Consider the following 26,224-nt stretch of genomic DNA (forward strand, 5'->3'; position numbering starts at 1 on the left):
TCGTGATCGGGGCGGGTCGGAACGGCGCGGGCCGACATGGCGTGCGGCACGCGTGGGCGCTACTGTACGCGCTCGAGTCGGCGCGGCCAACGGTGTCCCGCCGACGGCCGCTCGCTCTGAGCGGCGCGTCGTTGCGGGTAGTGGGGTGGCGTGATCCAGCGGGGCGCCGTCAGGACGGCTCGACCGGTGCGGCCTGCGGTGTCGGCGTTTCCGCCTGCGGCGCCGGGCCCGTCGTGCGCGTGCCGGCGTTCGCCGGGCGCTCGATCAGCGGCGCGAGCGCCGGCGCCATCGACTTCAGCAACTGCACGGCCATCGCGCTCGTGAAGTCGTAGCGCGCCGCGTACGGCTCGTGCGCGGTCGCAGTCAGCACGCCGAAGAAGCGATCGCCGAGGATGAACACGAACGTGCCGCTGCGATTGACCTTGCGCGACTCGATCAGCCGCGCGCCGCGCGCATACACGTTGAAGCGCTGGTCGCCCGTGCCGGTCTTGCCGTACACGTCGAGCGTCTTGCCGTCGGGCAGCGTGAAGCCGCCGGCGAGACGCCGCGCGGTGCCGTTCAGCACGACGTCGCGCAGCAGCGTGTGCGTGACCTTGACGATCTCCGGCGACAGCAGCGGTTGCGGCTGCGCGGCCGCGCGCACGAAGCGCGTTTCGTACGGCGTGCCCTTCGCGAAGTCGAGGCGCGTGATCGTCTCGGTCGGCGCCTTCTGGCCGCCGGTTGCGATCAGGCCGATCAGTTTCGCGAGCGCGTCCGGCTGGTCGCCCGACGCGCCGATCGCGGCCGCATACGACGGCGTGACGTTCGCGAACGGATAGCCGAGCGCGTGCCACGCCTTCGTGATTTCCCCGTACGCGCGCAGCTCGACCATGCGACGGATGCGCCGGTCCTGGGTCGCGTGATAGCGCGTCTTGTACAGCCACGAATACGTGTAGAAGCGCGCGTCGCGGCTGTCGCGCTGCACGTCGTCGACCGATGCACCCGGATGCGCACGCAGATAGTTCAGGGTCCACAGCGCGAGCGGATGGACGCTCGCGATGTAGCCGCGATCGTTCAGGTTGAAGCGGTCGATCGCGTACTTCGCATAGAGCGCGGCGAGATCGTCATCCGACAGCGTCGCGGCGGGCGTGCCCTTCAGTTGCGCGCGCATCTGCGCGCTGAACCACGCGAGCGATTCGTTCGGTGCGACGCTGCGCAGCACCGTCGCGAGCTTCGGCGGCGATTTGCGCACGTCCTTCAGCATCAGCGCGAGCGCGTCGTCGGGCGCCTTGCCCGCATAGCGCGTGTAGTAGCGCCGTACGTAGACCTTGCTTTCGCCGTCGACGAACTGCTCGAGGTATTGCTTGCGCTGCTCGGGGTCGCCCAGCCACGACGACGACGGCCCGGCCGCCTTCAGCATTTCGTAATGGACGATGTCGCGCATCAGCCGCACGAACACGAGGTTCACCGAATGCTCGAACGCCGCGTGCAGCGTCAAGATGCGACCGTTGTCCGACTTCTCGAAATTGGAGAACACCTGCGCGCCGCCACCCGTGTAGAACACATCGGGACTCGCCGAATACTTGCGTTCGATCGACGCGTCGAGCATCGCCTGCAGCGAGCGGTCGCGCGTATGCGACAGGTAGTCGAGCGCCCAGTGCGTCAGCCCGTCGAGCGGATCGGGCTTCACGTGCGCGAGCTGCGCGTTCGTCAGGTTGCCGTAGCGCGCGTGCAGTTCGGACACGATCTGCAGGTAGGTGATCAGCGTGCGCAGTTTCGCGGTCGAGCCGAGGTTGATGCGGCCGCCGCGGTTCACGTCGAACGGCTGGTTCACGCTGTCGGTCTGCACCCGCAGCAGGTTCGCACCGTTGCGGTGCTCGTACAGCGTGAAGCTGTAGGTGAGGTGCGACGGGTCGTCCTTCGGCGCGAGCATCTCGAAGCCGTACAGGCCGGCAGCCTGCGCGCCGTCGCGGGTCGACGCCAGCGCGAGCCGTTCGGCGACTGCCTGCTGCACGCCGTTGTCGAGCGTGCTGGTGGCCTCCAGGTCGAGCTGGTCGAGCTGGTACAGGTCGGTCATGCCGAGTGCCGCCAGCAGCGACGCGCGCGCGGACGACACCGCCTTGCGCGACACGAACGACCGCACGTGCGGGGCGGGCGGCGGTGCGCTGCGTGCGATCTGCGCGGCGAGCGCCGCATCGCGCAGCGCGGGCGAGATCACGCCGCCGTTCGACAGCAGCCGCAGGTAGCTGTCGGTCAGCTTCTGCAGCGCCGGATAGCCGCGATTCAGGAAGTACGACGGCGCGCGCTGCGCGATGATCAGCGACAGCACCTCGCGGAACGCCTTGCCTTGCGCGTCGACGTTGTCGCCGGTCGTCGGCGCGGACAGGATGCGATTCACGTCGTTGAAGTCGCGGCCGTACCACGCGGCGAGGCCGTCGCCGAGGCCGGTGATTTCTCCCACGTGCGGCCGCGCGGCGAGCGGCACCGAGTTCAGGTAGCGCACCAGGATCCCGCGCCGCGCGAGCATCGTCTGCGGGCCGTTCAGATACGCAAGAATCGACGCGGAGGCGATCTGTCGCAGTTTCTCCGGCGGCGTCGCGGTGCGGCCGTCGGGCGAATGGCGGAACTTCTCGATCTGGGTCGCGAGCGTGCTGCCGCCCGGGCGCGCCTGATGATGGTTCACGACGTGCATCGCCTGGTCGGCGAGCGCGCGGCTGAAGCGGCCCCAGTCGATCGCCGGGTTGCGGTTCGGCTGGTTCGGATCAAGCAGGTAGCGATCCTCGATGAACATCAGCGAATCGGCGATTACGCGCGGCACCGTGTCGAAATCGGCGTACACGCGTTGCGGGAACACCGTCGCGAACAGCGGCGAGCCGGTCGAGTCGAACAGCATCAGCCCGGTCTGGTCTTTCTCTTCGTAAGGCAGGAACAGGCCGTGATCGGCGAGCGCCAGCATCCGGTCGGAATCGCGCGCCTGCTTGCCGACCACGAAGCCGCGCGCGAGCAGACGCTGCTGGAACGCGGGAATCATCGAATAGCCGAGGCGCTGATCGTATGGCCCGTTGGCTGGGAAGCGGATGTGATCGCTCGCGCCCGCCTCGACGGTGTACCCGACGTCGCGGGTGAGCTCGGACAAATACCGCGCCTGCAGGCGCGATGTTTCGAGCTCGATCATCACGAGTCGCGCGACGATCGCCACCGCGATCACCAGCGCGGCGAGCAAGGACCACTTGATCCACGTCCAGACCGATGCACTCCCGGTCACGCGCGGCAGGATGCGATTCAGCGGCCGATTCATGGCGGCGTCTCCCTGAAGGCACGGGCTCCTGCCGCGCCTCATTAAGGATTAGTGTAGTCCTCAAGTGCGCGCTGCCAAGAGCGGTTCACTACCGAGATGCACCGACGCAACAGCTGTGCCCGTTCCATGCGGCAGCGTCGCCGCGCGATCGCCTGAGCCGCGGGCCGGGCGACCTTCCGGCTGCTGGCGGGCCTGGCGCAAGGCGAGCGCCCCGCCGTCGAAATTGGTGCGCGATGGGCCCCTTCATTTACCTGACGAAATGATCGACCAGGTGATCGACGAAAAGCCGCGCCTTGCGTGGAAAATGGCGCCGGCTCGGATACACGACGTTCATCTCGAGTTCCTCCAGACGATAGTCGGCCAGCACCGCACGCAGCCGGCCCTCGGCGAGATCCGGTTCGACGAGGAAATCCGGCAGCACCGCGATGCCCATGCCCGCGAGCGCCCAGTTGCGGAGCAGCCCGATGTTGTTCGACGACGCCGACTTGTTCGGGCGTACGGTGACATGCGCCGGACCTTGATCGAACGACAGGTGCTCGCCGGCGAAGTCGGCATGAAACGCGAGGCATGCGTGGCACGCGAGATCGTGCGGATGCGCGGGTGCGCCATGCCGTTCGATATACGACGGCGCCGCACAGACGATCCGTTGCAGGCGCGTGAGCGGACGTTTCACCAGCGTGTTGCTGCCGATGTGCTGCGACAGCAGCAGGCCGACGTCGAAGCCTTCCGACACGAGGTCGACGTGGCGGTCGACGATCGTGACTTCCGGCACGATGGCCGGATGCAGCGCCTTGAACGCATCGATCGCGGGGGCCAGCACGTGCATGCCGAACATCACCGGCGCGGCGATCTTCAGCGATCCGATCGGTTCGTGATGCATCGACGCGATCGTCTCCTCGACGCGGTCGATTTCCTCGATCACGTGACGGATCTGCGCGAGATACAGATGACCGGCGTCGGTCAGCGACAGGCTGCGCGTCGTGCGGTTCAGCAGGCGTGCGCCGAGCCGGTCCTCGATGCCCATCACGAGGCGCGTGGCCGACGAGTTGGAAATGTTCAGTTCGGTCGCCGCGCGTGCGAAGCTGCGCAGTTCGGCCACCTTCACGAATAACCGCATGGGTAGGAGTTCGTCCATTTTTTTATCGATAACAGAAAGGGTTGATTAAATTCTATCTATCGATTTATTGAATTTGAACGACTCGTTTCGGCGAATGATTATTATGAAATGGCGTGTTGATCGATGCCGTAGGCAGTTTCAGAATAATGGGTCCCGCGGCGAATCGAGCGCCGGCTCTCCGATCGGCTTGGCTTTGGTGAGAATTATATATATTTAGTAATTGTACGAAAGTATTGGGTAATTTCAGGATAAAAGTATTGGCGATTATCGATCCGATTCGAATCGAATAAGACAAATCTCTATCGCCACGGCGGCTTCGCGGGATCGCGCCGTCGCACGGCCTCGACGCAGCGGATCGGCCGCGCGGTGATATCCTCGCGAAACGCCCGCGACCGACGGGTGGATACCGACTGCCCGCGCACGGCCCGACGCCGTGCTGCGCGGCGTTTCCGAGGGAGAGCCGAAACATGAGCCGCAAATTCATTCTGAAGGGCGACACGACCGACCACGGCGGCATCGTGCTCGACGGGATCGCCAATTCGTCGTTCGACGGGCGCGAGCTCGCCTATCTCGGCGCGCCGGTGTTCTGCGCCGCGTGCAAGACCCAGGGCGTGATCGTGTCCGACGGCGGCGAGCGGACGATGACCGTGATGGGCAAGGTCGTCGCGCTCGAACACGACCTGTGCCAGTGCCTGTGCACGCCGCAGCCGAAGCTGATCCCGTCGCAGGGCACCGGCACCATCTCGGGCTGACGCGGGGCGAATCCGTGCGCCGCGCTACCGGTGCTCAGGCGCTGCCTTCACGCTCGATCACGAGGATGCGCGCTTCGCCGAACGGGTGGGCGACATGTTCGGTGCCGACCGTCGCATGGAATATGTCTCCGGTTTCGAGCACCGTCGCGTGCTCGATGCCCGCTTCGCGGTAGCGCATCTCGACCCGGCCGTCGAGCACCGCGAAGACTTCCTCGCCGTCGTTCACGTGCCACCGGTACGGCTGATCGGTCCAGTGCAGGCGGACCGTGATGCCGTCCAGGTTCGCGATGTCGAGCGCGCCCCATGCGCGCTGCGCGGCGAATGCAGTGCTGCGGATGATGTTCATCGATCGATCCAGGAAGACGAATGGTGCGCGGGCCGGGCAGGCTGCGCGGCCGTGCCGCGTGCCCGCCACCCGGTTGTTCGTGGGCGCGTGATCAGCGCGACGCCGCGCGCAATGCCGCGTCGACGATCTGCCTGCGCTTCTCCAGCCCGGCTGCCGAACGCTCGGTCACGCGCTTCAGCACCGCCGCCGGCGCGGTATCCGGCGAGCCTGAATCGAACGGCGGCGCGGGTGCGTATTCGAGCTGGAGTTGAATCGCCTGCGCCTCTTCGTCGCCGGCGAGCTCCGCGGCGATCGTCAATGCGAAATCGATGCCGGCCGTCACGCCGCCGCCGGTGATCAGGTTGCCGTCGCGCACCACGCGCTCGCGCACGGGCACCGCACCGAGCGGCGCGAGCAGCGAATGAAATGCCCAGTGCGTCGTCGCGCGGCGCCCGCGCAGCAGGCCGGCCACGCCGAGCAGCAACGCGCCCGTGCAGGCCGACGTCACATAGCGCGCGGTGGCCGCGCGCTGCTGCACGAACGCGATCGTTTCGGCGTCGAGCAGCAGGTCGTTGATCCCGATGCCGCCCGGCACGCAGATCACGTCGAGCGGCGGGCAATCGTCGAACGTGCAGGTCGGTGAGAGCGCGAGGCCGCTGCTCGATGCGACAGTGTCGCGCGATTTCCAGACCAGATGAACCGCCGCGTCGGGCAGCGACGCGAGCACGTCGTGCGGGCCGGTGAGATCGAGTTGCTGGACGCCCGGAAACACGAGCAGGCCGATATGCAGGGTCATGCGAACACTCCGAAGGGAAGGGGAGGCGCCGCGGTCGGCGCACGATGGACAGATCGATTCTAGGCGCGTAGTGTTTGGCGAAATCGCCATATCGCCCACGTTTTCAGCCAATCGCCATGTCCGCCGCCCCGCGCTCGATCCTGATCCTTGCGTTCCCCCGTGCGCAGTTGCTCGACGTGACCGGGCCGCTGCAGGTGTTCGCGTCCGTCAACGAACTCGCGCAGGAGCGCGGGCAACCCGCGCCGTATGCGCCGCGCGTCGTCGCGGCCGAAGCCGGGCCGGTCGAGACGTCGTCCGGTCTCGTCGTGATGGCCGATTCGCTGCGCTCGGCCGGGCGGCCGGATACGGTCATCGTCGCCGGCGGCAAGGGCGTGCAGGCCGCGTCGCAGGATGCGCGGATGGTGCGCTGGGTGCGGCAGCAGGCGCAGCGCGCGCGACGGGTCGCGTCGGTCTGCACCGGCGCGTTCCTGCTCGCCGAGGCCGGCCTGCTCGACGGGCGGCGCGCCGTCACGCACTGGGCGCGCTGCGACGAATTCGCCGCGCGCTATCCGAACGTGCGCGTCGAGCCCGATCCGATCTTCATCCGCGAAGGTCCGTTGTGGACCTCGGCCGGCGTGACGGCCGGCATCGATCTCGCGCTGGCGCTCGTCGAGGAGGATCTCGGGCGTGCGATCGCGCTCGACGCCGCGCGCGAACTCGTCGTGTTCCTGAAGCGGCCGGGCGGCCAGGCGCAGTTCAGCGCCATGCTGTCGATGCAGCGCACCGACGACCGCTTCGGCGAACTGCATGCGTGGATCGCCGAGCACCTGGGCGCCGATCTGTCGGTGCCCGCGCTCGCCGAACGCGTCAGCATGAGCGAGCGCAGCTTCGTGCGGCACTATCGCGCGGGCACGGGCCGCACGCCGGCGCGCGCGGTCGAACAGATTCGGGTGGAGGCCGCGCAGCGCTTGCTCGGCGAAACCGCGTGGTCCGTCAAGCGGATCGCCACGCGGTGCGGCTTCGGTTCGGAAGAGACGCTGCGGCGCAGCTTCGTGCGGGTGCTCGGCGTGTCGCCGCAGGGCTATCGCGAGCGGTTCGTGCGGTAACGCGCGGGTGTGAGGTTTGCGGTGAGCGGGGAGGGCACCGTCGTCGCTTCGAACTGCGCGAAAGCCGATCACTTTCGAGTCCGAAACGCTGCAACTATTCAGAAGCGGAGAACAATAGGCGGGGGCTTGTGCCGGGGCCGCCGCGCGCTCTATTCTGTTCCGTTGGCGATTCGAAGGGGGCGCAGTATGGACCGCATTCAGGCAATGGAAGTTTTCACCCGCGTGGTCGACGCGAACAGCTTCACGCGCGCGGCCGACACGCTGTCGATGCCGCGCGCGTCGGTGACGACCATCATCCAGAATCTCGAGGCGCTGCTCGGCGTGCGCCTGATGCATCGGACGACGCGCCGGCTGTCGCTGACGCCCGAAGGCGCCGCGTACTACGAGCATTGCATGAAGATCATTTCGGAGATCGCGGAAGCCGACGCGAGTTTCCAGTCCGGCAACCGCAAGCCGAGCGGCGTGCTGCGCGTTCACATGCCCAATTCGCTCGGGCGGCGCGTCGTGTTGCCGGCGCTGTCGGCCTTCCGGCAGCGCTTTCCGGACATCATGCTCGATCTCGGCTTGTCGGACCGCTACGTCGATCCGGTCGAGGAAGGCATCGACTGCATGATCCGGGTCGGGCCGCTCGAGGATTCGTCGATGGTCGCGCGGCGGATCGGGATGCTCAAGCGCGTGACGTGCGCGTCGCCGGACTACCTGGCACGTCACGGCGAGCCGCAGGAGATCGCCGACCTGGCCGATCATCACGCGGTGAATTTCCGTGCGAGCCACGGCGCGCGGACGATTCCGTGGGTATTCATGATCGACGGCAAGCCGGTCGAGGTGCGGATGAGCGGCAGCGTGACCGTCAACGAGTCGGATGCGTACGTGACCTGCGGGCTCGAAGGGTTCGGAATGATCCAGCCGACGCTGTTCATGGTGCTGTCGAACCTGCGCGACGGCTCGCTGGTCGAGGTGCTGCCCGACTGCAATCCGAAGCCCAAGCCGATCTCGATCGTGTATCCGCACAACCGGCATCTGTCGCAGAAGGTGCGCGTGTTCGCGGACTGGATCGCGGAGCTGTTCGAAGCAACGCCGGCGCTGGAGGGCGGCGAGAACTGGCGCGGGAAGGTGCGGGCGGAGGTGGTGGAGGAGCGGGGCTCGGTGGTGGCGTAGCGAGCGGGGCGTGCGTGCCTGCGGGGCAGGCGCCGCGCGAATCCGTACGTCGCGCCGGATGAAGCAATGAAAAAAGCCGCTGATCCTTGCGGAACAGCGGCTTTTCGCATTTGGTGGCGAATCAGGGATTCGAACCCCGGACCTGCGGATTATGATTCCGTCGCTCTAACCGACTGAGCTAATTCGCCGAAGAATTGAATTATGCCGACACCCCGTTCGGCTGTCAACACCTTTTTCCATCTTCCCTGAAAAAAGTTGCCGACGGCCCCGTTCGGAGGACCCGGCTAGCGAGCAGGGTGCTGCCCGCTAGCCGACCTGAACGACCTCAATCCTGCGCGTAGATATCGGAGTTCTTCGTCTCCTTGACGAACAGCAGACCGATCACGAAGGTTGCCAGCGCGATCACGATCGGATACCAGAGCCCCGAATAGATGTTGCCCTTCGCCGCGACGATCGCGAACGCGGTCGCCGGCAGGAAGCCGCCGAACCAGCCGTTGCCGATGTGATACGGCAGCGACATCGACGTATAGCGGATCCGCGTCGGGAACATCTCGACCAGCATCGCGGCGATCGGGCCGTACACCATCGTCACGTAGATCACGAGGATCGTCAGGATCACGATCGTCATCGGCCAGTTGAGCTGCGCCGGGTCGGCCTTGGCGGGATAGCCTGCCGCCTTCAGCGTCGACGCGAGCGTCTTGTCGAACGCCGCGCCCCGCACCTTCGCATCGGCCGCCTTGCCGTCATAGGCCGGGATCACCGCGTCGCCCACCTTGATCTCGGCGTTCGAGCCGGCCGGTGCCGCGACGTTCTCGTAGTTCAGGCCGGCCTTGGCCAGCGCGCTCTTCACGATGTCGCACGAGCTCGTGAACTTCGACGTGCCCACCGGGTTGAACTGGAACGAGCAGGTGGCCGGATCGGCGATGACCGAGATCGGGGCCTTCTGCGTCGCGAGTTCGAGCTGCGGGTTCGCGTAGTGCGTGAGCGCCTTGAACAGCGGGAAGTAGGTGAGCGCCGCGATCAGGCAGCCGGCGAGAATGATCGGCTTGCGGCCGATGCGGTCCGACAGCGAGCCGAAGAACAGGAAGAACGGCGTGCCGATCAGCAGCGCGATCGCGATCAGGATGTTCGCGCTGGCACCGTCGACCTTCAGCGTCTGCGTGAGGAAGAACAGCGCGTAGAACTGGCCCGTGTACCACACGACGGCCTGGCCGGCGGTCAGGCCGACGAGCGCGAGGATCACGATCTTCAGGTTCTTCCACTGGCCGAACGCTTCGGTCAGCGGCGCCTTCGACGTCTTGCCTTCCGCCTTGATGCGCAGGAACACCGGCGATTCGTTCAGCTGCAGCCGGATCCACACCGACACCGCGAGCAGCAGGATCGACGCGACGAACGGCACGCGCCAGCCCCAGCTGCCGAACGCTTCCTCGCCGATGAACGTGCGCACGCCGAGGATCACCAGCAGCGACAGGAACAGCCCGAGCGTCGCGGTCGTCTGGATCCACGCGGTGTAGAAGCCGCGCCGGTTCGCCGGCGCATGCTCGGCGACGTAGGTTGCCGCGCCGCCGTACTCGCCGCCGAGCGCGAGGCCCTGCAGCAGCCGCATCGCGATGAAGATCACCGGCGCGGCGATGCCGATCGACGCGTAGCCGGGCAGGAAGCCGACCACGAAGGTCGAGAGGCCCATGATCACGATCGTGATGAGGAAGGTGTGCTTGCGGCCGACGAGGTCGCCGAGCCGGCCGAACACGATCGCGCCGAACGGACGCACGGCGAACCCGGCCGCGAAGCCGAGCAGCGTGAAGATGAACGCGGCGGTCGGATTGACCCCGGAGAAGAAGCTCTTGCTGATGTAGGCCGCGAGTGAGCCGGCCAGGTAAAAGTCGTACCACTCGAACACGGTGCCGAGCGACGACGCGAAGATCACCTTCTTTTCTTCGCCCGTCATCGGCGAGTGCGAAATTTGCCCGCCTAACGTTGCCATGAATCGTCTCCAAGTCCCTTGATATAGATATGCGGCCGCCGTGGGTGGGTGGGCGGGCCTGTCGTCGATTATTGGCACGGAAACTTACGGTGCACTGACTCGCGCACACAAAACGACTGCGCGTTAACCCGCGAAGAATCGGCTGCTTCGCGCGCCGATCGTGTCGCAAACGGCCGATAAAACGCCGCTTTCGACGCGATCGCGGTGCGCGTGTCAGGCCGGATCCGGGGTGGTTTCCGACAGCGGCAGGCTGATGCGCACGAGCGTGCCGGCGAGGCGCGGCGTGTGCTGATAGACGTGATCGTCGAGCGTCAGCGTGCCGCCGTGCTGCGCGGCGATCTCGCGCACGATCGCGAGCCCGAGGCCGCTGCCGTCGCCCTCGCGGCCGAGGATCCGGTAGAAGCGCTCGACCACGCGCTCGCGTTCGGCGGCCGGGATGCCGGGTCCGGTGTCCTCGACTTCCAGATGCACGCGCCGCGCCGCGGGCTCGGCCCGTACGCGCACGGTGATGCGGCCGCCTTCGGGCGTGTAGCGGATCGCGTTGTCGACCAGGTTGCCGAGCATCTCGCGCAGCATCACCGGATTGCCGTCGACGTCGAGCGGCGCGTCGTCTTCCGGGCCTTCGTAGCCGAGGTCCATCCGCTTCGCGAGCGCGGCCTGCACCCAGTCGCGCACCGTGCGGCGCGCGAGCGAACCGATCTCGACCGGCTCGAACGTCAACCCGCTCGCGCGGTTCTCGGCGCGCGCGAGCGCGAGCAGTTGCGTGACGAGCCGCGCGGCCTGCTCGGAGCTCGTCGCGATCTGCTCGAGCGAGCGCTGCACGTCGGGCGGCACCGGGTGGCGCAGCGCGAATTCGGCCTGCGTGCGCAGCCCGGCAAGCGGCGTCTTCATCTGGTGCGCGGCGTCGGCGATGAAGCGCTTCTGCAGCGCCATGTTCTGTTCGAGGCGCCCGAGCAGGTCGTTGAACGACGTGACGAGCGGCTCGATCTCGGGCGGCGCGCGCTGGGCCTCGACGGGCGACAGGTCGTCGGGCCGCCGCGCGCGGATGTGCGCCTGCAGCGCGTTGAGTGGCGCGAGCCCGCGCGACAGCCCGAACCACACGAGCAGGATCGCGAGCGGCAGGATCACGAACTGCGGCAGGATCACGCCCTTGATGATGTCGTTCGCGAGCGCGTTGCGCTTGTCGAGCGTCTCGCCGACCTGCACGAGCACGGGCTGCGCGCCGCTCGACTGCGGCAGCTCGACGGTTGTGTACGCAACGCGCACGTCGTTGCCGCGCAACAGGTCGTCGCGGAACACGACGACGCCCGGCGGCGGGCGATCCTCGTCGCGCGGCAGCGGCATGTCGGCCTCGCCGGCAACCAGCTCGCCGCGCGTGCCGAGCACCTGGAAATAAACACTGTCGACGTTGTCCGCGCGCAGGAAGTCGCGCGTCTGCTGCGGCAGCGTCAGCTCGGCGACGCCGTTGACCGGATGGATCTGCCGCGCGAGCACGTATGCGTTGGTCTCGAGCGCGCGGTCGAACGGGCCGTTCGCGATCGTCTTCGCGACGAGATAGGTGACGGCGATGCTCATCGGCCACAGCAGCAGCAGCGGCGCGAGCATCCAGTCGAGGATTTCGCCGAACAGCGAGCGCGGGCGCGCGGCTTCGGGCGTATCGGTTTCGTCGGGCGGCGCGAACGGGTTCTCGTAGCGCGCGTCGCGCGCGGCGTCGGCGGCGGACGGCTGCTCGCCGGTCGGATGGCGGGAATGGGCCGGCGTGGCCATCGCGGCGACGACCGGGCTCAGCGCAGCGGCGTGCTGGCCGCCGTGGGCGGGGGCGCGGCCGGGTCGGCGGGTTCGGCCGGCGCCGCTGCGACTTTCTCGAGGCAGTAGCCGAGGCCGCGCACGGTCGAAATCCGCACGCCGCTCGGCTCGATCTTCTTGCGCAGCCGGTGCACGTACACTTCGATCGCGTTGTTGCTGACTTCCTCGCCCCATTCGCACAAATGGTCGACGAGCTGCTCCTTCGACACGAGCCGGCCGATGCGCTGCAGCAGCACTTCGAGCAGCCCGAGCTCGCGCGCGGACAGATCGAGTACGCGCTCGTTCGCATACGCGATGCGCCCGACCTGGTCGAACGCGAGCGAGCCGTGGCGCACGACGGTCGGGCCGCCGCCCGCGCCGCGCCGGGTCAGCGCACGCACGCGCGCCTCGAGCTCGTTGAGCGCGAACGGCTTGGCCATGTAGTCGTCCGCGCCGAGGTCGAGCCCCTTCACGCGCTCGTCGACGCTGTCGGCGGCGGTCAGGATCAGCACGGGGAGATTGGAATTGCGCGCGCGCAGGCGCTTCAGCACGTCGAGCCCGGACATCTTCGGGAGCCCGAGATCGAGGATCAGCAGGTCGAAAGTCTGCATCGACAGCGCGGTATCGGCTTCGACGCCGCTCTTCACGTGGTCGACGGCATAGCCCGATTGGCGGAGTGACCGAGTGAGGCCGTCCGCGAGTATGCTGTCGTCTTCGGCGATGAGAATTCGCATGTTGCTGACCGATGGCCGGCGGGGCGTGCGCGCCGGCGCGGCTGTCTCCGAAGTTATCCGTGTACAACGCAGCCTGCATTGCGGGCTTGCATAAAACACTGTTTTTTTATACAGTGTCTGCATTCGTGGGCAGCGCTTGAAAGCGGGCGCGCCTCTGACAGACGCTGCTCATCATAGCAAAGGACGATTCATGGAAGATAGCAAGAAGGGCTCCGGGATGACCGCCGAGAAGAGCAAGGCGCTGGCGGCCGCGCTCGCGCAGATCGAGAAGCAGTTCGGCAAAGGGTCGATCATGCGGATGGGCGACGGCGAAGCGGCCGAAGACATCCAGGTCGTCTCCACGGGCTCGCTGGGCCTCGATATCGCGCTGGGCGTCGGCGGCCTGCCGCGCGGCCGGGTGGTCGAGATCTACGGTCCGGAATCGTCGGGTAAAACCACGCTCACGCTGCAGGTCATCGCCGAGCTGCAGAAGCTGGGCGGCACGGCAGCCTTCATCGACGCCGAGCACGCGCTCGACGTCCAGTACGCGTCGAAGCTCGGCGTGAACGTGCCGGAACTGCTGATCTCGCAGCCGGACACCGGCGAGCAGGCGCTCGAAATCACCGATGCGCTGGTGCGCTCGGGCTCGATCGACATGATCGTCATCGACTCGGTCGCGGCGCTCGTGCCGAAGGCCGAAATCGAAGGCGAGATGGGCGATTCGCTGCCGGGCCTGCAGGCTCGCCTGATGTCGCAGGCGCTGCGCAAGCTGACGGGTACGATCAAGCGCACGAACTGCCTCGTGATCTTCATCAACCAGATCCGGATGAAGATCGGCGTGATGTTCGGCAACCCGGAAACCACGACGGGCGGCAACGCGCTGAAATTCTATGCGTCGGTGCGTCTCGATATCCGCCGGATCGGCTCGATCAAGAAGAACGACGAGGTGATCGGCAACGAAACCCGCGTGAAGGTCGTCAAGAACAAGGTGTCGCCGCCGTTCCGCGAAGCGATTTTCGACATCCTGTACGGCGAAGGCATTTCGCGTCAGGGCGAGATCATCGATCTCGGCGTGCAGGCGAAAATCGTCGACAAGGCGGGCGCCTGGTACAGCTACAACGGCGAGAAGATCGGTCAGGGCAAGGACAACGCGCGTGAATTCCTGCGCGAGAATCCGGAAATCGCCCGCGAGATCGAGAACCGCATCCGCGAATCGCTCGGCGTCGTCGCGATGCCCGATGGCGCAGTCGACGAAGCCGAGGCGATGGGCGAAGAAGAGTGATGGTCGGGCGCCGAGGTCAGGCTGGCGAACCGGAACCGAGCGACGTGCCCGACACGGCCGGTCGCTCCGGTCGGCGAGCCGAATCCTCGGGTGCCGACCGGCGGCGCGCGGGCAGTCAGTCCGCGCACCGCACCGCGACGAGGGCATCCGACGATGCCCTCGTTTCGTTTGAGATTACCGCGCCGGACGATCCGTTCGACGACGACGAATCGTTCGACGCGCACGACCGGCCGCGCCGTCGCGTGTTCGGTGTCAGCTTCCCCGGCGAGCGCGCGGCCGATGCCGCGGCGCCGGTCAAGGAAGATGTCTATACGCGCAGCAGCCAGCATCCGCGCCGCACGCGCGGTCCGTCCGCCGGTCCTGCCGGCGCGGCTTCCGGCGACGGTGACGCGCCCGGCTCTCGCGAGCGCAAATCATCGAAGCCGCCCCGTTCGTTGAAGGGCCGCGCGCTCGGCTATCTGTCCCGCCGCGAGCACAGCCGCGCGGAACTCGCGCGCAAGCTCGCGCCGTACGTCGGCGAGGACGAATCCGTCGAGCCGGTGCTCGATGCGCTGGAACAGGAGGGCTGGCTGTCCGACGCACGCTTTGCCGAGAGCCTCGTGCATCGCCGCGCGTCGCGCGTCGGCGTCGCGCGCATCGTCGGCGAACTGAAGCGCCATGCGGTGGGCGACAGTCTCGTCGAGGAAGTGAATGCGCAATTGCGCGAGACCGAGTGGGCACGCGCGCAGGCCGTCTGGCGCAAGAAATTCGGTGCACTGCCGCAAACGCCCGCCGAGCGTGCGAAGCAGGCACGCTTCCTGGCTGCGCGCGGCTTCTCGAGCGCGACCATCGTGAAGCTGCTGAAGGTCGGCGACGATTTCCCGATCGACGATTGACCGATCCGGTCGCGCGCGGCGCGTGATTTTGCTGCAACGCAACCGTTTCCGGACAGGCGGGAATACCCGCCGTCGGGGCCGAATGCCTCGAATACCCAATATGCTAAAATCCGTGGGTTTTCCTCTTCGGCCTCAACCTCCAGCATGCCGCTATCCGAGCCCGTGCCCCGTCAGTTGCGACATCGACGCGCAATCCGAGCGGAAGCCTACGAGCGCGGCGACGGCTTGTGGGACATCGAAGCCTGCCTGACCGACCACAAGCCGCGCGACGTCGCGCTTGCGTCGGGCATCCGGCCGCAGGGCCTGCCGATCCACGAACTCTGGCTGCGCGTGACTATCGATCGTGACCTCAATGTCGTCGACGCCGAAGCGTCTTCGGAATGGGTTCCCTATCCCGGTCACTGTGAATCCGCCCCTCCTGCTTATCGGGCCCTCATCGGGCTCAATCTCTTCCGCAATTTCCGCCGCAACGCGAACCGGCTGCTCGCCGGCGTCGCAGGCTGCTCCCATCTCACCGAACTGTGCGCCGTGCTGCCGACCGCAGCGATCCAGGCGTTCGCCGGTGACGTATGGAACGTGCGCGAGGAGGGCGGCGAAGGGCCGGACCATGACGGCGTGCAGGCCGAACCGCCGTTCCAGCTCGGCCGCTGCCGGGCGTTGCGGTTCGACGGCGAGGTCGTGCGGCAGTACTACCCGCGGTGGTATGGCCCGCTCCGGCCGGATCTGCCCGGTGAAGGCAGCACGAAGGAATGAACGGAAATCATTCGAAGAAGCGTCTTAAGCGACATTTCATCCAACTCTCAGACTGAAGGGAATCACGCATGAAGATTCACGAGTACCAGGGTAAGGAAATCCTGCGGAAATTCGGAGTCGCGGTACCGCGCGGCAAGCCGGCGTTCTCGGTTGACGAGGCCGTCAAGGTGGCAGAAGAGCTCGGCGGCCCGGTATGGGTCGTGAAGGCTCAGATTCACGCGGGTGGCCGTGGCAAGGGCGGCGGCGTGAAGGTGGCGAAGTCGCTGGAGCAGGTGCGCGAATACGCGAACCAGATCCTCGGCATGCAGCTCGTCACGCACCAGACGGGCCCGGAAGGCCAGAAGGTCAACCGTCTGATGGTCGAAGAAGGCGCCGACATCAAGCAGGAACTGTATGTCAGCCTCGTCGTCGATCGCATCACGCAAAAGATCGTGCTGATGGGTTCGAGCGAAGGCGGCATGGACATCGAAGAAGTCGCCGAAAAGCACCCGGAACTGATCCACAAGGTCATCGTCGAGCCGTCGACGGGCCTGCTCGACGCGCAGGCAGACGACCTCGCCGCGAAGATCGGCGTGCCGGCTGCTTCGATTCCGCAAGCACGCGCGATCCTGCAAGGCCTGTACAAGGCATTCTGGGAAACCGACGCATCGCTGGCTGAAATCAACCCGCTGAACGTCGCCGGCGACGGCAAGGTCATCGCACTCGACGCGAAGTTCAACTTCGACTCGAACGCGCTGTTCCGCCACCCGGAAATCGTCGCGTACCGCGATCTGGACGAAGAAGATCCGGCTGAAATCGAAGCATCGAAGTTCGACCTCGCGTACATCTCGCTCGACGGCAACATCGGCTGCCTCGTGAACGGCGCAGGCCTCGCGATGGCGACGATGGACACCATCAAGCTGTTCGGCGGCGAACCGGCGAACTTCCTGGACGTCGGCGGTGGCGCGACGACCGAGAAGGTCACGGAAGCGTTCAAGCTGATGCTGAAGAACCCGGACCTGAAGGCGATCCTCGTGAACATCTTCGGCGGCATCATGCGCTGCGACGTGATCGCGGAAGGCGTGATCGCCGGTTCGAAGGCCGTGAACCTGAACGTGCCGCTCGTCGTGCGCATGAAGGGCACGAACGAGGACCTCGGCAAGAAGATGCTGGCCGATTCGGGCCTGCCGATCATCTCGGCTGACAGCATGGAAGAAGCTGCGCAGAAGGTCGTCGCGGCTGCCGCAGGCAAGTAAGCGCGCGCTAATGAACACGCATGGCGGCGCGGCTTGCACGCGACGCCAATCGAACAGAGGTCAAAATACATGTCGATTCTGATCAACAAGGACACGAAGGTCATCACGCAGGGCATTACCGGCAAAACCGGTCAGTTCCATACGCGCGCCTGCCGTGAATACGCAAACGGCCGCGAAGCATTCGTCGCGGGCGTGAACCCGAAGAAGGCCGGCGAAGATTTCGAAGGCATTCCGATCTACGCGAGCGTCAAGGAAGCGAAGGCCGAAACCGGCGCGACCGTGTCGGTCATCTACGTTCCGCCGGCAGGCGCTGCTGCCGCGATCTGGGAAGCGGTCGAAGCCGACCTCGATCTCGCGATCTGCATCACGGAAGGCATCCCCGTGCGTGACATGATCGAAGTGAAGGACCGCATGCGTCGCGAAGGCCGCAAGACGCTGCTGCTCGGGCCGAACTGCCCGGGCACGATCACGCCGGACGAACTGAAGATCGGCATCATGCCGGGTCACATCCACCGCAAGGGCCGCATCGGCGTCGTGTCGCGTTCGGGCACGCTGACGTATGAAGCCGTTGCTCAGCTGACGGCACTGGGCCTCGGCCAGTCGTCGGCAGTCGGTATCGGCGGCGACCCGATCAACGGTCTGAAGCACATCGACGTGATGAAGATGTTCAACGACGATCCGGATACGGATGCAGTCGTGATGATCGGCGAAATCGGCGGTCCGGACGAAGCCAATGCCGCCGAGTGGATCAAGGACAACATGAAGAAGCCGGTCGTCGGCTTCATCGCTGGCGTCACGGCGCCTCCGGGCAAGCGCATGGGCCACGCCGGCGCGCTGATCTCGGGCGGTGCGGATACGGCCGAAGCGAAGCTGGAAATCATGGAAGCGTGCGGCATCACCGTCACGCGCAACCCGTCGGAAATGGGCCGTCTGCTGAAGAAGGCGCTGTAATTTCCACGTGGTTCGTCCTGCAAAAAACGCCGGCTTTGCCGGCGTTTTTTGTTATGCTCGCGCAATCAATTTGTAAGCACCGGGCATGCGCGATGCGTGTTCGGCCTTCTACCGGGCTCCCTGTCCGGCAACCATTGCCCTGCATTCGACACCGCTCATGCTTGAATTCCTGACGTCGCTCCACTGGGGCGCCGTGTTCCAGATCGTCATCATCGACATCCTCCTCGGCGGCGACAACGCGGTCGTGATCGCGCTCGCGTGCCGCAACCTGCCGGCCAGCCAGCGGCTGCGCGGCGTCGTGTGGGGCACCGCCGGCGCGATCCTGCTGCGGGTCGCGCTGATCGCGTTCGCGGTGGTGTTGCTCGACGTGCCGTTCCTGAAATTCGGCGGCGGTCTGCTGCTGCTGTGGATCGGCGTCAAGCTGATGGCGCCGGACGCCGATGCGCACGACAACGTCAAGCCGGCCGACCGGCTGTGGGACGCGGTGAAGACGATCGTGATCGCCGACGCGGTGATGAGCCTCGACAACGTGATCGCGATCGCCGGCGCGGCCGAACAGGCCGATCCGTCGCACCGGCTCGCGCTGGTGATCTTCGGGCTCGTCGTCAGCGTGCCGATCATCGTGTGGGGCAGCACGCTGGTGCTGAAGCTGCTCGACCGCTTCCCGGTCGTCGTCGCGCTCGGCGCCGGGCTGCTCGGCTGGATCGCCGGCGGGCTGATGGTGCACGACCCGGTCGGCGATCGCTGGCCGGTGCTCGACACGCCGGCCGCGATCTACGGCGCGAGCATTGCCGGCGCGCTGTTCGTGATTGCTGCCGGTTACGCGCTGCGGCGCCGCCGCGGCGTGCCGCACGCGCACTGACGTTGGCCGTCCGGCTGACTGCCGGGGCCGCGACCCGCTGGCTACGATCGAAACGCCTGCCTGATTCGGCAGGCGTTTTTCGTTTCCGGAGCCAGTCATGTTCGAAGCCTTTTCCGTTTCCCTGTTCCGTCGCGTCGCCGCCGATCTGCGGCGCGCACGTCGCCCGGCGCCGCGCTGGCGGCCTGCCGGCTTCACGCTGATCGAGCTGATGATCGTGCTTGCGATCGTCGGCGTGATCGCGGCCTATGCGATTCCCGCGTACCAGGATTATCTCGCGCGCTCGCGCGTCGGCGAGGGGCTCGCGCTCGCGTCGTCCGCGCGGCTCGCGGTCGCCGACAACGCCGCGAGCGGCGCGGGCCTCGACGGCGGCTACAGCCCGCCGGCCGCCACCCGCAACGTCGAATCCGTCGTCATCGACGGCGACACGGGCCAGATCACGGTGACATTCACCAGCCGCGTCGCGGCGGCCGGCGCGAATACGCTCGTGTTGGTGCCGTCCGCGCCGGACAAGGCCGACACGCCTACCGCCCGCGTGGCGCTTAAAAAGGGCGTGATGCAGGCCGGTGCGATCGCGTGGGAGTGCTTTGCCGCCGGCAAGACTGCTTCGTCGCTGCCGGCGCCGGGTGCGGGCCCGTTGCCGGCGGACGCGGCGACGCTGCCCGCGAAATATGCACCGGCGGAATGCCGCGCGTAGCGAAGGTGAGGTGAAAGCCGGCGCGGGGCGGCGTGCACGGCGCCCCGCTGGCCGGTCGCGCCGGTCCTGCCGCATCGGGTAACGGCGCGACAGGCCCGCACAGAGCGGGGAAAGTTTTGTATAGTGCGCCGGTTGCTGACATCCGGTTCGCTCATGCCTTCTACTTTTACCCGTTCGTTGCCGCTCGTTGCGCTGGCTGTCGCCCTGATCGTGCCGTACGCGATCACGAATCACACGTATCCGATCCCAACCTTCTATTCCGAGTTCGCCGCGCTGGTGCTGTATCTGCTGGTGGGCATCTCCGTCGTGCTGCTCGCGCGCACGGGCCGCCCGGCCGAGCCGTTTGCCGCGCCTGCGGCGTTCGTCGCGCCGCTCGGGTTCGCGGCGGTGCTGATCGCGCAGGTCGCGCTGCTGCCGCTCAAGGTGCCGTCGATGAACTGGCTGGCGGTCGGCTATCTCGCCGCCGCGCTGGTCGCGATGCAGGCCGGCTATACGCTCGCACGGGAAGGGCTCGTCGAGGCCACCGTGCGCATGATGTCCGGCGCGCTGATCGTGGGCGGGCTGTTCGCGGTCGCGAGCCAGGTCGTGCAGCTGTTCCATCTCGAGTCGGCGATGTCGCCGTTCGTCGTGGTGTACAACATCGCGGTCGATCGCCGCCCGTACGGCAACATGGCGCAGGCGAACCATCTGGCGACCTACATCGCGTTCGCGCTCGCGGGCGCGCTGTATCTGGTGCAGACGCGCCGGCTCGCGGTGTGGGCGTGGCTCGCGCTGTCGATCGTGCTGTCGGTCGGCCTCGCGCTGACGGTGTCGCGCGGGCCGTGGCTGCAGGTCGCGGTGATGGTCGTCGCGGGCTTCTGGATGGCATGGCTCGAATCGCGCCGTGCGCCGGGCAACCGCCGCGCATGGCTGATGCCGGCCGTGCTGGCGGTGGCGTTCGTCGCGGTGAACGTCGCGGTGCGCTGGGCCAACCTGCATTTCCACCTGGGGCTCGCCGAGTCGGCAGCCGAACGGATGCGCGACGCGGGGCAGATCGCGCCGCGTCTCGCGCTGTGGAAATACGGGCTCGCGATGTTCCGCGAGAATCCGGTGCTGGGTGTCGGCTGGGGCGAGTTTCCGTCGCACCAGTTCGCGCTCGTGCGCACGCTCGGCGGTGTCGAGATCGCGAACAACTCGCACGACATCTTCATCGACCTGCTCGCGAAGTCCGGCCTCGTCGGCCTCGGCGTGCTCGTTATCGCGCTCGTGACGTGGTTCGTGCGCGCGGCGCGCGCGCCGCAGTCGAGCACGCGCGTGTTCGGCCTCGCGCTGATCGGCATCCTGCTGATGCACGCTCTCGTCGAATATCCGCAGCAGTACATGTTCTTCCTGCTGCCCGCGATGTTCGTGATCGGCCTGCTCGACGTGAAGCCGCTGCGCATCCTGCCGGGTCGCGCGGCGTTCGGGCTGTTCGCGGTGCTGTCGGTCGGCGGTCTGCTCGCGACGGTGCCGGTGCTGCGCGACTACCAGCGCGCGGAAGTGCTGTACTACGGCAGCAGTCCGGCTGCGCAGTACCGCGATGCGCCGTCGCAGCTGTTTGGCGCGTGGGGCGATTACGGGGCGGCCACGCTGCTGACGATTTCGCCGGACAACCTGCCGCTCAAGCTCGTCGCGCACGAGCGCGCGATCGCGCTGCTGCCGGGCGAGACGGTGCTGCGCCGCTATGCGGCGCTGCAGGCGCTGGCCGGCCGCGAAGCCGATGCGCTCGATACGGTCGCGCGCCTGCACGTGTTCGCGAAGGAGTTGAAGGACTGGCCGCAGCAGCTCGCGTCGCTGTACAAGCTGTGCGACCAGCAGCCGGAGTTGAAGGCGTTCAAGGCCACCCTCGTCGCGAAGTACGGGGAAGTGCCGGCCGACGCGGACGACGACGACTCGGAAGACGATTCGGAGTAATGCCGCACAGCGCCGGGCGGGGACTCCCGGCGCGGGCTCGATTGCGGTGACGCGGCGCAGCGGTGGCCGCCGTGACGGCGCGGCGATTGCTTCCCGCCGGGAAGGGATGCCGGTCGAATCCGGTGCGATTCGCGTCAATCATTGTCAAATCGCCGCCACGGAAAAGGCGGCGCGTGCACAATGCGCGAAAGCGTCCGCTTGCCTGACGGCCCGCTGCGGGCCGCCGACGCGAACGCAGCGCCCGGAGATCCGGGTACCCGCCAAGCAGGATCGCGACCGGAGCGCCATCGGTCGCGCGGCCGTAACGGGGCGCCGGTCCGATGGCCGCGGCGCGGGGCGATGCACGCGATGCGGCCGGGCGATGCCGGCCGGCGCGGCGCGCGCCCGGAACAGAACAGTACTGAAGAACGACATTCGACCATGGCTCTTCGCTCGACCCTCCTGATCCTGCCCGCCGTCGCCGTGCTGTTGTCCGGCTGCGCGATGCTGTCGTCGTCGCAGGAAAGCAAGCTCACCTGCCACATTCCGCGTGCCGTCTATCCGGACGGTGCGAAACCGCTCACGCGCCCGGTCACGGTGCTCGTGCGCGCGCTGATGACGACCTCGGGCGAAGCGCAGAACGTCACCGTGACGACCAGCAGCCGCAATGCGGCGGCAGACCGCGCGGCCGTCGACGCGATGACGCACGCGACCTGCGCGCAGACCGGCGCGACCGCGAATCCGTTCCTGCTCACGCAACCGTTCGTGTTCGAGCCGCGGCGCGCCGAATGATGCGCGGCCGGTGCGCGCGATCGTGCTGACGCACCAGCCGCTGATCATCGTTGCCCGTCCGGCGCGATTGCACCGCTGCGCCGCGCGGCCGACGTTCAGCGCCGCGGCATCAGATCCGCGCCGCGACACGCGGGCTCGGGCGCGTTGCGCAGCCCGAGCAGCGTGAAGCCGTTGCGCTCCTGACGGATCACCGCGTAGCGACGCGCGACCGTTTCTCCCGCCTTGCCCGTCAGATCCAGTTCGACCTGGTAGCGATCCTTGCTGTCGGAACAGCCGCGTACCGGGCCGTATGCGAAGCCGATATCGGGCGCCTTGCTTTCCGCGTTGAATGCCTGCCGGGCTTTCAGTGCTGCCGCGGCGGCCGCCGGTTCGCTCCACGCGCGCGCGAGCGCGTCGTCCACCTTCAGCCATTCGTCGACGAAATCGCGGCCGTTCGCCGCCGCCGGCTGCACGCGTTGCACGGTGTCGCCGTCGACGCGATAGCGGAAGATGCCCGGCCGCGTCATCACGTCGCCGTCGAGTGAGCCGACCGTCGTGCGCAGCTCGAAGCCGTCGGCGCGCACCTTGAAGCGGATCGCATCGTCGTCGATCACGTAACCGTGTGCGGTGTGGAACAGCGTGCGCTGCGCGGCCGTGCCGTTGGCCGGCGCGACCACGTCCGCGCCGAAGCGGCTCCAGCGCGACGAGCACCACGGCGTGCCGTGGACGACCGCCACCTGTCCGCCGGGCAACGCGCCGAACCAGAAGCCGCCGCCGTATGCGCCGCCGATGTCCTGGTAGTCGTCGGCCTGCCAGCGCAGCACGCGCCGCCAGCCGCCGTTTTCCCACGCGTAGGCAGTGAGCAGGTTGTCGTCGCCGCACGCGATGTCGAAGCTGGCGCGCACGAAGAGTAGCGGGCGGGACGTGCCGTCGCGCGCGACGTCGACGTCCGGGTTGCGACCGAACGCCGATTCGCCGTTTTTCGGCTGGGCCGGTTGCGCCGGTACGCCGAGCGTTGCGGCCAGCGTACGTTTCAGTGCGGCCGGCTCGACGTGTTCGTCGCTGCACGCGAGCCGCGCGTCGATCGCGCCGACGAGCGCCTGCTTGTACGCACGAATCGCGTCGCGCAAAGGCGGCGAAACGTCGACGGTGCCGCCGCCGTCGTTTTCCGGGTTGGGGGCGCGTTGCACGCGGTGCTGCGCGTCGAGCGCCGCGCGTGCGGCGGCGTCGGCGGCGGGGCAGGGGCTGGCGGCGAAGCTCGCGGCCGGCAGCATGACAAGTGCGCACAGCACCGGCGCGGCGTACTTCAGCGTCTTCTTCATTGATGACGTGTTGTTCTGGTTTTCCATCGTTTGAGTCGGGGAATCGTTACGGCCGACGATTCATTCCGAACGAGCCCGGTACGCGTGCTTCAACCCGCCGCATCCTCCGCCTTCCAGTCCCCCGACTTCCCGCCGCGCTTCTCCCTGACGCTCACCTCGGTGATCACCATCCCGCGATCGACGGCCTTGCACATGTCGTACACGGTCAGCAGCCCGACCTGCACGGCGGTCAGCGCTTCCATCTCGACGCCGGTCCGCCCGAACGTCTCGACCTGCGCGACGCAGTGCACGCCCGGCAGCGCGTCGTCGAGCTCGAAGTCGACGGCCACGCGCGTGAGCGCGAGCGGGTGACACAGCGGAATCAGATCGGCGGTGCGCTTCGCGCCCTGGATCGCGGCGATGCGCGCGACGCCGAGCACGTCGCCTTTCTTCGCCTTGCCGTCGCGGATCAGCGCGAACGTCGCCGGCAGCATCCGGATCGTGCCGCGCGCGACCGCGATGCGCTGGGTTTCCTGCTTGCCGCCGACGTCGACCATGTGCGCGTGGCCCGCGGCGTCGAAATGGGTAAGTCCTGACATGTCTTGCTCCAGTGGAACGGCGTGCGCGCGCGAGCACGTCACCCGATTCTGCTTCGCGATCGGCCGCGGCGCCGACTCCGGCTTCCGCGCGCCAAACGATCCAACGGTTCAACGGGCGCCTATCATAGCAGTGGCCTGCGCGACGCCAGGCGCGCAGATCGCGCGTGCGCCGCACCGAACAGTCGCGATCGCACCGGTACAATGACCCGAATATTCAGACCAAACGCCGCGATGCGCGCCCGGCGCGCGGGACGGCGTCGTTTTCATCCTGCCATGCGTGTCAAACAGTTGCTTGCCGTGTTGCTGTCGACGGCGCTCGTGCTGCCGCCGAGCGGCTACGCACAGCGTGCGTCCGCGCCGCCGCTCGAACCGGCGGCCGACGCATCGCCGTCGCTTTCGATGGTGCCGGCCGGCATCGCGACCGGCGTATTCGGCACCTACGGCGGCGCGGAAAGCCGCTTCTCGGGGAGCGGCGCCGACGGCGGGTCCGCGCCCGTCGCGAGCCTGCGCGCACCGCTGCGCGCACTGGAACTGCCCGATCTCGGCGACGGCTCCGGCGGTTCGCTCACGCCGCAGGCCGAGCGCCGCCTCGGCGAGCGCGTGATGCGCGAAGTGCGGCGCGACCCGGACTATCTCGACGACTGGCTGGTGCGCGACTACCTGAACGGGATTGCGAAGCGGCTCGCAGCCGCGGCGGCCGCGCGCTTCATCGGCGGCTATACGCCGGACTTCGAGCTGTTCCCGGTGCGCGATGCGCAGATCAACGCGTTCTCGATGCCGGGCGGCTTCATCGGGATCAACAGCGGGCTGGTCGTCACGACGCAGACGGAGTCCGAGCTCGCGTCGGTGGTCGGCCACGAGATGGGTCACGTGCTGCAGCGGCACATCGCGCGGATGATCGGCGCAAACGAGAAGACCGGCTACACCGCGCTCGCGACGATGCTGCTCGGCGTGCTGGCGGGCGTGCTCGCACGCAGCGGCGATCTCGGCAGCGCGATCGCGATGGGCGGGCAGGCATACGCGGTCGACAACCAGCTGCGCTTCTCGCGCTCGGCCGAGCGCGAGGCCGATCGCGTCGGGTTCCAGCTGCTAGCCGGTGCGGGCTACGATCCGTACGGCATGCCGGGCTTCTTCGAGCGGCTCGAACGCGCGTCGATGGGCGACGCGGGCGTGCCGGCCTATGCGCGCACGCACCCCCTGACGGGCGAGCGGATCGCCGACATGGAGGATCGCGCGCGTCGCGCGCCGTACCGGCAGCCGCGCCAGTCGGCCGAGTACGGCTTCGTGCGTGCGCGGCTGCGGATCCTGCAGAACCGTGCGCCGAACGACATCGCGGCCGAGGCGCGCCGGATGCAGCTCGAACTCGACGATCGTACCGCGCCGAACGTCGCGGCGAACGAATACGGAATCGCGCTCGCGAACACGCTGCTCGGCCAGTACGATGCGGCCGACAAGGCGCTCGCGGCGGCGCGCACCGCGTTCGAAGCACGCGAGCGGCACGCGAACGACCCGGCGACGAGTTCGCCGAGCCTCGACGTGCTCGCCGCCGACATCGCCCGCCGCGCGGGCCGGACCGACGATGCGGTGCGGCTCGCGGCACTTGCGCAGCGGCGCTGGCCGGCGTCGCACGCGGCGATCGTTGCGCACCTGCAGGCGCTGATCGCCGCGCGCCGCTTCGCCGACGCGCAGGCGCTCGCGCGCACGCAGGCGCAAGCGGACCCCGAGCAGCCGGACTGGTGGGACTACCTCGCGAAGGCGAGCGACGGCCGCGGCGACGTACTTGCGCGGCGCCGCGCGCTCGCGGAAAAGCTGGCGCTCGACGGCGCGTGGCCGTCGGCGATCCGCCAGTTGAAGGAGGCGCGCGATGCGAAGGACGTGTCGTTCTACGACCAGTCGATGATCGGCGCGCGGCTGCTGGAATTCGAGGCGCGCTACAAGGAAGAGCGCGACGATGAGAAGAACGGCCGCGGATGACGGCCGCCGGGCAACGCAACGGCG

The 26,224-nt window shown here is 67.6% G+C and carries 22 protein-coding genes and 1 tRNA gene; 13 read left to right on the forward strand and 10 right to left on the reverse strand.

Translation table 11 applies throughout. The features are described 5' to 3' along the window. Nucleotides 1–169: 169 nt before the first annotated feature. Both C7H84_RS14535 and C7H84_RS14540 read right to left on the reverse strand, forming a co-directional pair. Nucleotides 170–3,277, reverse strand: coding sequence for a transglycosylase domain-containing protein (locus C7H84_RS14535; RefSeq protein WP_121859439.1), 3,108 nt, complete (start codon nucleotides 3,275–3,277; stop codon nucleotides 170–172). Nucleotides 3,278–3,524: 247 nt separating this feature from the next. After that, on the reverse strand, nucleotides 3,525–4,412 hold the full coding sequence (locus tag C7H84_RS14540) for a LysR family transcriptional regulator (protein ID WP_121859440.1): 888 nt from the start codon (nucleotides 4,410–4,412) through the stop codon (nucleotides 3,525–3,527). A gap of 449 nt (nucleotides 4,413–4,861) precedes the next feature. Between C7H84_RS14540 and C7H84_RS14545 the strand changes: the two genes are divergently transcribed. Next, on the forward strand, nucleotides 4,862–5,146 hold the full coding sequence (locus tag C7H84_RS14545; RefSeq protein WP_121859441.1) for a PAAR domain-containing protein: 285 nt from the start codon (nucleotides 4,862–4,864) through the stop codon (nucleotides 5,144–5,146). A gap of 34 nt (nucleotides 5,147–5,180) precedes the next feature. On the opposite strand, the gene C7H84_RS14550 is transcribed toward C7H84_RS14545, so the two are convergent. Both C7H84_RS14550 and C7H84_RS14555 read right to left on the reverse strand, forming a co-directional pair. Further along, nucleotides 5,181–5,492, reverse strand: a complete 312-nt coding sequence (locus tag C7H84_RS14550; protein ID WP_121859442.1) for a cupin — start codon at nucleotides 5,490–5,492, stop codon at nucleotides 5,181–5,183. A 91-nt stretch (nucleotides 5,493–5,583) separates the two neighbouring features. Next, complete coding sequence (locus C7H84_RS14555; RefSeq protein ID WP_121859443.1) at nucleotides 5,584–6,267, reverse strand: DJ-1/PfpI family protein; 684 nt, start codon at nucleotides 6,265–6,267, stop codon at nucleotides 5,584–5,586. Between the two features lie 116 nt (nucleotides 6,268–6,383). Here C7H84_RS14555 and C7H84_RS14560 point away from each other — a divergent pair, with 116 nt between their 5' ends. Continuing rightward, nucleotides 6,384–7,352 carry a GlxA family transcriptional regulator gene (locus C7H84_RS14560; protein WP_121859444.1) on the forward strand — a complete coding sequence of 323 codons (969 nt, stop codon included), beginning with the start codon at nucleotides 6,384–6,386 and terminating at the stop codon, nucleotides 7,350–7,352. Nucleotides 7,353–7,538: 186 nt separating this feature from the next. Then, a complete protein-coding gene (locus C7H84_RS14565) occupies nucleotides 7,539–8,510 on the forward strand; it encodes a LysR family transcriptional regulator (protein WP_121859445.1) in 972 nt (323 codons plus the stop codon). Nucleotides 8,511–8,621: 111 nt separating this feature from the next. On the opposite strand, the gene C7H84_RS14570 is transcribed toward C7H84_RS14565, so the two are convergent. The 4 genes from C7H84_RS14570 to C7H84_RS14585 all read right to left on the reverse strand — a co-directional run bounded on the left by C7H84_RS14570 (nucleotide 8,622) and on the right by C7H84_RS14585 (nucleotide 13,013). Next, nucleotides 8,622–8,698, reverse strand: a tRNA-Met gene (locus C7H84_RS14570). Between the two features lie 137 nt (nucleotides 8,699–8,835). After that, nucleotides 8,836–10,494, reverse strand: a complete 1,659-nt coding sequence (locus C7H84_RS14575) for an MFS transporter (protein WP_121859446.1) — start codon at nucleotides 10,492–10,494, stop codon at nucleotides 8,836–8,838. Nucleotides 10,495–10,707: 213 nt separating this feature from the next. Beyond that, complete coding sequence (locus C7H84_RS14580; RefSeq protein ID WP_121859447.1) at nucleotides 10,708–12,261, reverse strand: sensor histidine kinase; 1,554 nt, start codon at nucleotides 12,259–12,261, stop codon at nucleotides 10,708–10,710. Between the two features lie 17 nt (nucleotides 12,262–12,278). After that, on the reverse strand, nucleotides 12,279–13,013 hold the full coding sequence (locus tag C7H84_RS14585; protein ID WP_121859448.1) for a response regulator transcription factor: 735 nt from the start codon (nucleotides 13,011–13,013) through the stop codon (nucleotides 12,279–12,281). 190 nt (nucleotides 13,014–13,203) lie between these two features. Between C7H84_RS14585 and recA the strand changes: the two genes are divergently transcribed. The 9 genes from recA to C7H84_RS14630 all read left to right on the forward strand — a co-directional run bounded on the left by recA (nucleotide 13,204) and on the right by C7H84_RS14630 (nucleotide 22,347). Then, nucleotides 13,204–14,274 (forward strand): recombinase RecA, encoded by a 1,071-nt coding sequence (recA, locus tag C7H84_RS14590; protein WP_121859449.1) that lies wholly within the window; start codon nucleotides 13,204–13,206, stop codon nucleotides 14,272–14,274. Continuing rightward, nucleotides 14,274–15,149 (forward strand): recombination regulator RecX, encoded by an 876-nt coding sequence (recX, locus tag C7H84_RS14595; protein WP_121859450.1) that lies wholly within the window; start codon nucleotides 14,274–14,276, stop codon nucleotides 15,147–15,149. Before recA ends, recX begins: the two co-directional genes overlap by 1 nt. A 144-nt stretch (nucleotides 15,150–15,293) precedes the next feature. Then, a complete protein-coding gene (locus tag C7H84_RS14600) occupies nucleotides 15,294–15,902 on the forward strand; it encodes a DUF2889 domain-containing protein (RefSeq protein WP_121859451.1) in 609 nt (202 codons plus the stop codon). Nucleotides 15,903–15,970: 68 nt separating this feature from the next. Beyond that, complete coding sequence (gene sucC, locus C7H84_RS14605) at nucleotides 15,971–17,137, forward strand: ADP-forming succinate--CoA ligase subunit beta (RefSeq protein ID WP_121859452.1); 1,167 nt, start codon at nucleotides 15,971–15,973, stop codon at nucleotides 17,135–17,137. A gap of 69 nt (nucleotides 17,138–17,206) precedes the next feature. Continuing rightward, complete coding sequence (gene sucD, locus C7H84_RS14610; protein ID WP_006477916.1) at nucleotides 17,207–18,088, forward strand: succinate--CoA ligase subunit alpha; 882 nt, start codon at nucleotides 17,207–17,209, stop codon at nucleotides 18,086–18,088. A 157-nt stretch (nucleotides 18,089–18,245) separates the two neighbouring features. Beyond that, entirely contained in the window at nucleotides 18,246–18,950 is a 705-nt protein-coding gene (locus tag C7H84_RS14615; RefSeq protein ID WP_121859453.1) for a TerC family protein, read from the forward strand. Nucleotides 18,951–19,047: 97 nt separating this feature from the next. Further along, nucleotides 19,048–19,644, forward strand: a complete 597-nt coding sequence (locus C7H84_RS14620) for a pilin (RefSeq protein WP_121859454.1) — start codon at nucleotides 19,048–19,050, stop codon at nucleotides 19,642–19,644. A gap of 153 nt (nucleotides 19,645–19,797) precedes the next feature. Continuing rightward, a complete protein-coding gene (locus tag C7H84_RS14625) occupies nucleotides 19,798–21,576 on the forward strand; it encodes a Wzy polymerase domain-containing protein (protein WP_121859667.1) in 1,779 nt (592 codons plus the stop codon). A 420-nt stretch (nucleotides 21,577–21,996) separates the two neighbouring features. Further along, nucleotides 21,997–22,347: a TonB family protein gene (locus C7H84_RS14630; protein ID WP_121859668.1), complete on the forward strand. Its 351-nt coding sequence runs from the start codon at nucleotides 21,997–21,999 to the stop codon at nucleotides 22,345–22,347. Nucleotides 22,348–22,442: 95 nt separating this feature from the next. On the opposite strand, the gene C7H84_RS14635 is transcribed toward C7H84_RS14630, so the two are convergent. Beyond that, nucleotides 22,443–23,648, reverse strand: coding sequence for a hypothetical protein (locus C7H84_RS14635; protein WP_121859669.1), 1,206 nt, complete (start codon nucleotides 23,646–23,648; stop codon nucleotides 22,443–22,445). A gap of 89 nt (nucleotides 23,649–23,737) precedes the next feature. Next, nucleotides 23,738–24,226: a cyclic pyranopterin monophosphate synthase MoaC gene (moaC, locus tag C7H84_RS14640; protein ID WP_121859455.1), complete on the reverse strand. Its 489-nt coding sequence runs from the start codon at nucleotides 24,224–24,226 to the stop codon at nucleotides 23,738–23,740. A 273-nt stretch (nucleotides 24,227–24,499) separates the two neighbouring features. Here moaC and C7H84_RS14645 point away from each other — a divergent pair, with 273 nt between their 5' ends. Further along, complete coding sequence (locus C7H84_RS14645; protein WP_121859456.1) at nucleotides 24,500–26,200, forward strand: M48 family metalloprotease; 1,701 nt, start codon at nucleotides 24,500–24,502, stop codon at nucleotides 26,198–26,200. Nucleotides 26,201–26,224: the final 24 nt, after the last annotated feature.

The organism is Burkholderia sp. Nafp2/4-1b, assembly GCF_003635165.1.
In the GTDB taxonomy this organism is placed as follows: Bacteria; Pseudomonadota; Gammaproteobacteria; order Burkholderiales; family Burkholderiaceae; genus Burkholderia.

Coding starts and splice junctions, on each gene's coding strand:
- C7H84_RS14555 (WP_121859443.1), bottom strand. CDS start 6,267: ATGACCCTGCATATCGGCCTGCTCGTGTTTCCGGGCGTCCAGCAACTC.
- sucC (WP_121859452.1), top strand. CDS start 15,971: ATGAAGATTCACGAGTACCAGGGTAAGGAAATCCTGCGGAAATTCGGA.
- moaC (WP_121859455.1), bottom strand. CDS start 24,226: ATGTCAGGACTTACCCATTTCGACGCCGCGGGCCACGCGCACATGGTC.
- recX (WP_121859450.1), top strand. CDS start 14,274: ATGGTCGGGCGCCGAGGTCAGGCTGGCGAACCGGAACCGAGCGACGTG.
- C7H84_RS14625 (WP_121859667.1), top strand. CDS start 19,798: ATGCCTTCTACTTTTACCCGTTCGTTGCCGCTCGTTGCGCTGGCTGTC.
- C7H84_RS14615 (WP_121859453.1), top strand. CDS start 18,246: ATGCTTGAATTCCTGACGTCGCTCCACTGGGGCGCCGTGTTCCAGATC.
- C7H84_RS14540 (WP_121859440.1), bottom strand. CDS start 4,412: ATGGACGAACTCCTACCCATGCGGTTATTCGTGAAGGTGGCCGAACTG.
- C7H84_RS14645 (WP_121859456.1), top strand. CDS start 24,500: ATGCGTGTCAAACAGTTGCTTGCCGTGTTGCTGTCGACGGCGCTCGTG.
- C7H84_RS14560 (WP_121859444.1), top strand. CDS start 6,384: ATGTCCGCCGCCCCGCGCTCGATCCTGATCCTTGCGTTCCCCCGTGCG.
- C7H84_RS14630 (WP_121859668.1), top strand. CDS start 21,997: ATGGCTCTTCGCTCGACCCTCCTGATCCTGCCCGCCGTCGCCGTGCTG.
- C7H84_RS14585 (WP_121859448.1), bottom strand. CDS start 13,013: ATGCGAATTCTCATCGCCGAAGACGACAGCATACTCGCGGACGGCCTC.
- C7H84_RS14565 (WP_121859445.1), top strand. CDS start 7,539: ATGGACCGCATTCAGGCAATGGAAGTTTTCACCCGCGTGGTCGACGCG.
- C7H84_RS14545 (WP_121859441.1), top strand. CDS start 4,862: ATGAGCCGCAAATTCATTCTGAAGGGCGACACGACCGACCACGGCGGC.
- C7H84_RS14535 (WP_121859439.1), bottom strand. CDS start 3,277: ATGAATCGGCCGCTGAATCGCATCCTGCCGCGCGTGACCGGGAGTGCA.
- recA (WP_121859449.1), top strand. CDS start 13,204: ATGGAAGATAGCAAGAAGGGCTCCGGGATGACCGCCGAGAAGAGCAAG.
- C7H84_RS14620 (WP_121859454.1), top strand. CDS start 19,048: ATGTTCGAAGCCTTTTCCGTTTCCCTGTTCCGTCGCGTCGCCGCCGAT.
- sucD (WP_006477916.1), top strand. CDS start 17,207: ATGTCGATTCTGATCAACAAGGACACGAAGGTCATCACGCAGGGCATT.
- C7H84_RS14600 (WP_121859451.1), top strand. CDS start 15,294: ATGCCGCTATCCGAGCCCGTGCCCCGTCAGTTGCGACATCGACGCGCA.
- C7H84_RS14635 (WP_121859669.1), bottom strand. CDS start 23,648: ATGAAGAAGACGCTGAAGTACGCCGCGCCGGTGCTGTGCGCACTTGTC.
- C7H84_RS14575 (WP_121859446.1), bottom strand. CDS start 10,494: ATGGCAACGTTAGGCGGGCAAATTTCGCACTCGCCGATGACGGGCGAA.
- C7H84_RS14550 (WP_121859442.1), bottom strand. CDS start 5,492: ATGAACATCATCCGCAGCACTGCATTCGCCGCGCAGCGCGCATGGGGC.
- C7H84_RS14580 (WP_121859447.1), bottom strand. CDS start 12,261: ATGGCCACGCCGGCCCATTCCCGCCATCCGACCGGCGAGCAGCCGTCC.